Here is a 5,728-nt window from a genome sequence, read left to right as displayed (position 1 = left end):
CGACGGCGGTGCACCCGCCCGCAAGCGCCGCCGCCGCCGTCGCAAGCCCGCCGGTGGTGCCCAGGTCGGGGCGGCGGAGTGACACGCCGGTGAGGCGAGCATGATGGCCCCGACGAGCTCCCCGGTGGTGGCTCACGCGGACGCAGAGGCGTTTTCGCTGGCACCGCGGTTCCGGGCATTCGTGGCACTCGGGGGCAACCTCGGAGACGTGCACCTGCGCCTGCAAGCGGCTGTGACGGCGCTGCGCGAGCTGCCGGGCACGCGGGTGGAGGGTGTTTCGTCCCTTTACCGCACCCGTCCCGTGAATGCTGGTGGCCCAGATTTCCTGAACGCCGTGGTGGCGCTGGAGACCGTGCTGGCACCGCATGAGTTACTGCGGTCTTTGCTGCGAATCGAGCTCGATCACGACCGCGAGCGCCCACACGTCAACGCGCCTCGAACGCTCGATCTGGACCTGTTGCACCATGGTGGTGCCATCCTGCAAACGGCGACCCTGACCCTGCCGCATCCCCGCCAACTGGGTCGAGCCTTCGTCATGGTCCCGCTGGCTGAGCTGGCCGAACGCTTGCCAGCCCGCTCGGACAGCCCAGCGCCCGATGTCCTTGACTCGGAAAAGAGGGCTCAGCTGGCCGCAGAGCAGGGCATCGAGGCCATTTCCGGGCCAAACTGCTTGGGTTGAGAAAATTTCCAGGCTATAATCGCAGGCTCTATTGGTGGGCTTGGTAGCATGTTTGCAAAGTCAAGTCCCCCTGGCGAGCGCCAAGGGCGTCTGGCAAATGGTTCAAGAGTGCTTGGCACTGTTGAATTTTCAGCCGGATCAAAATCAGTGAGTCGTGCATCCGGCCGGCTTGTGCTGGTTCACTGACCGAAGCGCGAAACAGGGGGCCATGCCGCCAGCCTTTGAATGCATTCAATCTGAAAGCGAATCTCTGATGACGACCATCCGTGTCAAGGAAAACGAGCCGTTCGACGTGGCCCTGCGCCGCTTCAAGCGCACCATCGAAAAGCTGGGTCTGCTGACCGAACTGCGCGCCCGCGAGTTCTACGAAAAGCCCACCTCCGAGCGCAAGCGCAAGAAGGCTGCCGCCGTCAAGCGCCACTACAAGCGCGTGCGCAGCATGCAGCTGCCCAAGAAGCTGTACTGATCAGCTTCTTGCTCGAGGCAAGCCTGTCCACAGGCTGCCCGAAGGCAAACCAGGCCCGCGCGGGGACGCCCATGCGGGCCTTTGTCTTTTCAACTTCCCTTTGATGATTCACGACCATGAGCCTCAAGCAACGCATCTCCGATGACATGAAAGCCGCCATGCGCGCCAAGGAAGCCGATCGCCTTGGCACCATCCGCATGTTGCTGGCCGCGATGAAGCAAAAGGAAGTCGATGAGCGCATCGAGCTCGACGACACCCTGGTGGTGGGCATCGTCGACAAGCTGATCAAGCAGCGCAAGGATGCCGCCCAGCAGTACGAGGCTGGCAACCGCCAAGACCTGGCCGACAAGGAAAAGTTCGAAATCACCGTGCTGGAGGCCTACCTGCCGCAGCGCCTGAGCGCCGAGGAAGTGGCCTCTGCCGTCAAGGCCATCGTGGTGGAGCTGGGCGCTTCGGGCCCGGGCGACATGGGCAAAGTCATGGGCGTGGTCAAACAGCGACTGGCGGGTCAGGCCGACATGGGTCAGGTGTCTGCTGCAGTGAAAGCCGCCTTGGCGGGTTGATACTCAGGCACCGAGCCGGTCGAAACGGGCTGCTTGGCCTTACCATCTCGCGTCCCGAACACCGAGGTCCACCATGAGCGATTCCGTGTCCCTGCAGCCCATCGCGCAAGACGTCTACGCCGCGCCCCAGCTGAGCCCTGAGGCCATGGCCGCAGCAGCAGAAGCCGGCTTCAAGGCCGTGATCAACAACCGCCCCGACATGGAAGGCGGCCCTGATCAGCCCACCAGCGCTGCCATCGAAGCCGCGGCCAAGGCGGCGGGCCTCGAATACGCCTACCTGCCGGTCAACGGCGGCTACCAGTCGCCCGAAGAAATCGCGCGTTGCGCCGAGCTGCTCAAGAGCCTGCCGCGCCCGCTGTTGATGTTCTGCCGCAGCGGCGCTCGCTCGACCAAGCTGTACATGCAGGCTCAGGCCCTCGACGACTGAGCCTTCTGCTCCCCTGACGCATGCAGACCTACATCCGCTGGATGGACGCCATCTCCCGCGTGGGAGGGTGGCTGGCCGCCGTGGCCTTGTTCGCCGCCTGCCTGACCAGCGCAGGCAACGCCCTCATCCGCTACACCTTCAGCATGGGCTCGAACGCCTGGCTGGAGGCGCAGTGGTACCTGTTTGGCATGGCGGTGTTCCTGGGCGCGCCGATGCTGCTCAAGCTCAACGAGCACGTTCGCGTGGATGTGATCTACGGTGGTCGCTCTCCGCGCACGCAGGCCTGGATCGACCTGATCGGCCTGCTGCTGGTGCTGCTGCCCTTGTGCGCCATCGTGGCCTGGTTGTCGTGGCCCTTCGTGGTGCTGTCATGGCAGCAGCAGGAGGTCTCGGCCAGCGCCGGCGGTCTGCTGCGCTGGCCCATCAAGGCGGCCATCCCCTTGGGTTTTGCCTTCCTGGGGCTGCAGGCGGTGGCGGAAGCGTTCCGCCGCATCGCCTTCCTGCGCGGTGACCTCCAGCTCGACACCCACTACGAAAGGCCGCTGCAGTGATCGAGATGTCTCACCTCGCGCCGGTCATGTTCGGCTCCTTGGTGGTGGCCATGCTGGCGGGCTTTCCGGTGGCGTTCACACTCGGGGGGCTGGGCCTGGCTTTCGGCTACTTCGCGATGTCGCAGGGCTTCGTGAACCCGGAGTTCATGGGCAACTTGCCGCTGCGACTTTATGGCATCGTCTCCAACGAGCTGTTGCTGTCGATCCCGTTCTTCACCTTCATGGGCGCCATCCTGGAGCGCTGCGGCCTGGCCGAAGACCTGCTTGAAGGCACGGGGCAGTTGTTCGGCAGCCGGCCGGGCGGCCTGGGTTTTGCCGTCATCATCGTGGGTGCCATCCTGGGCGCCATCACGGGCACGGTGGCCGCCAGCGTGATCGCCATGGGCGTGATCTCGCTGCCCATCATGGTCCGCTACGGCTACGACATGCGTTACGCCACCGGCGTGATCGCCGCCTCGGGCACCATCACGCAGCTCATCCCTCCTTCGCTGGTGCTGGTGGTGCTGGCCGACCAGCTCGGTCGTTCGGTCGGCGACATGTATCTGGGCGCCATCGGCCCCTCGTTGCTGCAAACGGCCATCTTCCTGCTCTACACGGCGGCCATCGTCATGTTCAAGCCGCAGTGGGTGCCGCCGCTGCCGCCCGAGGCCCGCACCATGCGGGGCGCCGCGCTGGTCAAGCGGGTGCTGTGGGGCATGCTGCCCTCCGTCGTGTTGATCTTCCTGGTGCTGGGCACGCTGTTCATGGGCCTGGCCACGCCGACCGAGGCCGGTGCGCTCGGCGCCTTTGGTGGCATGTTGCTGGCGGCCATGCACAAGCGCCTGTCGATCAGCCTGATCTGGCAGGCCATGGACACGACCATGCGCGTGACGTCCATGGTGATCTTCATCCTGCTGGGCTCGACGGTGTTCTCGCTGGTCTTCCAGGGCGTCGATGGCCACATCTGGATCGAGGAGATGCTCAGCAACCTGCCGGGTGGTCCGGTGGGCTTCCTCATCGCCGTCAACATCTTCATCTTCTTCCTGGCGTTCTTCCTCGATTTCTTCGAGATCGCGTTCATCGTGGTGCCCCTGCTGGCACCTGTGGCCGAGAAGCTGGGCATCGACCTGATCTGGTTTGGCGTGCTGCTGTGCGTGAACATGCAGACCAGCTTCATGCACCCGCCATTCGGTTTCGCGCTGTTCTACCTGCGTGGGGTGGCAGACCAGATCCACAAGAGCGGGGCGATCAGCAAACCCATTCTTTCGCGTGACATCTACCTGGGTGCGATCCCCTGGGTGGCGATGCAGCTGGTGCTGGTGGCGGTGGTGATCTTCTGGCCGGAGTCGGTGACGGCGTTCCTGGACAAGGAGACGGCGGTCAACACCGATGACGTGCACATCGAGATGCAGATCGAAGACCTGGGCAGTGACCCGGTCACCCCGCCTGCGGCGGAAGAGCCAACGGGCTCGGTGTCCGATGTGGTGGGTGGCGAGCCTGACATGTCGGTGCCGCCTCCCCAAGTGGAAATCGACCCCACTCAGGCGGTCAAGGACGCCCTTTGAGCAGCGGGGCGAGGGGGCAGGTTTTCAACCGGCCTCCACGCGTTGAACGCGCCTTGCCGGCCAGGGCGCGGTGCGGGCTGTGAGCGGAGCGGCCTTGCACTGAGCCCACCAGCCGACCAGGCCAAAGGCGATGCCCGGCAAGGGGTGCAACCAGGCCAGGATCAGGCCGGTGCTCCAGCACAGGATGCTGAACGAGCGCCAGGTCCGCTCCAGGGGGGCCTGGCTCCAGTCGGGTGCCGATGGCAGGTCTGTGGGCTTGGATGGTGGCATGGTGCATGACGCCCGGGGCCAAATCCCGCTGGCGCCTGATTGGCTTCGGAAGAAGCCATGCACATCTTGAGCCTGTTGGCCGCGTTTTGCGCGTGGCCAGACCGATCAGGTGCGCATTCCGCGCGGAAATGCGATGAAACATGGAAAAAGCGCGACCCTGGGGCCGCGCTTGGAGCTTGTTGACGTCAGGCTCAGAGTTTGACGGACTGCATGTAACGATCGAACGTGGCTTCGGTGAAGCGGAACCACAGGTTCTGGTCGGCGCGGAACTTCGCGTAGTCGGCGTAGACCTTGCGCCAGCTCGGGTTCTTTTCGTTGAGCTCGCTGTAGATGTCCATCGAGTGCTTGAAGGCCGCGTCCATCACCGGCTTGGGGAACTGCACGAGCTCGGTCTTGGCGGCCACCAGTTGCTTGAGCGCCAGCGGGTTGCGGGCGTCGTAGCGGGCCTGCATCTCGGTGTGGGCGTGCGCGGCAGCGGCTTCGACCATGGCTTTGTACTCAGGGTTGAGCGCGTCCCAGGCCTTCTGGTTGATGAAGAAGTCGAGCTGCGGGCCGCCTTCCCACCAGCCGGGGAAGTGGTAGTAAGGCGCGACCTTGTAGAAGCCCAGCTTCTGGTCGTCGTACGGGCCGACCCACTCGGCGGCGTCGAGCACGCCTTTTTCAAGCGCCTGGTAGATCTCCCCGCCGGGCAGGGCCTGGGGCACCACGCCCATGCGCTCCATCACCTTGCCAGCGAAGCCTGCGGTGCGCATCTTCAAGCCCTTGAGGTCGGCCAGCGACTTGATCGGCTTGCGGTACCAGCCGCCCATTTGCGCGCCGGTGTTGCCGCCAGGGAAGTTGACGATGTTGTACTTGGCGTAGAACTCGCGCATCAGCTTGAGGCCATTGCCCTCGTACATCCAGGCCGACATCTGGCGGGAGTTCAGGCCGAAGGGGATGGAGCAGCCCAGTGCGAAGGTCTCGTCCTTGCCGACGAAATAATAGGGCGCGGTGTGGGCCATCTCGACCGTGCCGCTTTGCACCCCGTCGACCACGCCGAACGGGGGCATGAGCTCGCCACCGGCGTGCACCGAGATCTGGAACTTGCCGCCCGACATCTCGTGGATCTTCTTGGTGAAGACGTCGGCGGCGCCGAAGATGGTGTCCAGCGACTTGGGGAAGCTGGAGGCCAGGCGCCAGCGCAGTTGCGTCTGGGCGTGGACGATGGCGGGTGCGGCACCGGCGGCCA

8 protein-coding genes are annotated in these 5,728 nt (G+C 64.7%); 6 read left to right on the top strand and 2 right to left on the bottom strand.

Annotated elements, in window-relative coordinates; genetic code table 11:
• Positions 1-103: 103 nt before the first annotated feature.
• The 6 genes from folK to B2W70_RS08320 all read left to right on the top strand — a co-directional run bounded on the left by folK (position 104) and on the right by B2W70_RS08320 (position 4,230).
• On the top strand, positions 104-679 hold the full coding sequence (gene folK / locus B2W70_RS08345; RefSeq protein WP_286744696.1) for a 2-amino-4-hydroxy-6-hydroxymethyldihydropteridine diphosphokinase: 576 nt from the start codon (positions 104-106) through the stop codon (positions 677-679).
• A gap of 253 nt (positions 680-932) precedes the next feature.
• The gene (rpsU, locus tag B2W70_RS08340; protein WP_009551973.1) at positions 933-1,145 is read left to right on the top strand and encodes a 30S ribosomal protein S21; all 213 of its coding nucleotides are present in this window, start codon (positions 933-935) and stop codon (positions 1,143-1,145) included.
• A gap of 116 nt (positions 1,146-1,261) precedes the next feature.
• Positions 1,262-1,708 (top strand): GatB/YqeY domain-containing protein, encoded by a 447-nt coding sequence (locus B2W70_RS08335; RefSeq protein WP_286744690.1) that lies wholly within the window; start codon positions 1,262-1,264, stop codon positions 1,706-1,708.
• Positions 1,709-1,781: 73 nt separating this feature from the next.
• Positions 1,782-2,135: a TIGR01244 family sulfur transferase gene (locus tag B2W70_RS08330; RefSeq protein WP_286744687.1), complete on the top strand. Its 354-nt coding sequence runs from the start codon at positions 1,782-1,784 to the stop codon at positions 2,133-2,135.
• A gap of 20 nt (positions 2,136-2,155) precedes the next feature.
• Positions 2,156-2,686: a TRAP transporter small permease subunit gene (locus tag B2W70_RS08325; protein WP_286744684.1), complete on the top strand. Its 531-nt coding sequence runs from the start codon at positions 2,156-2,158 to the stop codon at positions 2,684-2,686.
• Entirely contained in the window at positions 2,686-4,230 is a 1,545-nt protein-coding gene (locus B2W70_RS08320) for a TRAP transporter large permease (protein WP_286744698.1), read from the top strand. Before B2W70_RS08325 ends, B2W70_RS08320 begins: the two co-directional genes overlap by 1 nt.
• 24 nt (positions 4,231-4,254) lie before the next feature.
• Here B2W70_RS08320 and B2W70_RS08315 read toward each other — a convergent pair whose 3' ends face one another.
• Together B2W70_RS08315 and B2W70_RS08310 are read right to left on the bottom strand one after the other, a co-directional pair.
• Complete coding sequence (locus B2W70_RS08315) at positions 4,255-4,500, bottom strand: hypothetical protein (protein ID WP_286744683.1); 246 nt, start codon at positions 4,498-4,500, stop codon at positions 4,255-4,257.
• Between the two features lie 191 nt (positions 4,501-4,691).
• The coding region (locus B2W70_RS08310) for a TRAP transporter substrate-binding protein (RefSeq protein WP_286744680.1) at positions 4,692-5,728 on the bottom strand (1,037 nt) is incomplete at its 5' end.

The sequence above is a fragment of the Aquabacterium sp. UBA2148 genome, from assembly GCF_002328915.1.
Classification (GTDB): domain Bacteria; phylum Pseudomonadota; class Gammaproteobacteria; order Burkholderiales; family Burkholderiaceae_C; genus Aquabacterium; species Aquabacterium parvum.
This window is presented reverse-complemented; position numbering and strand designations above follow the sequence as displayed.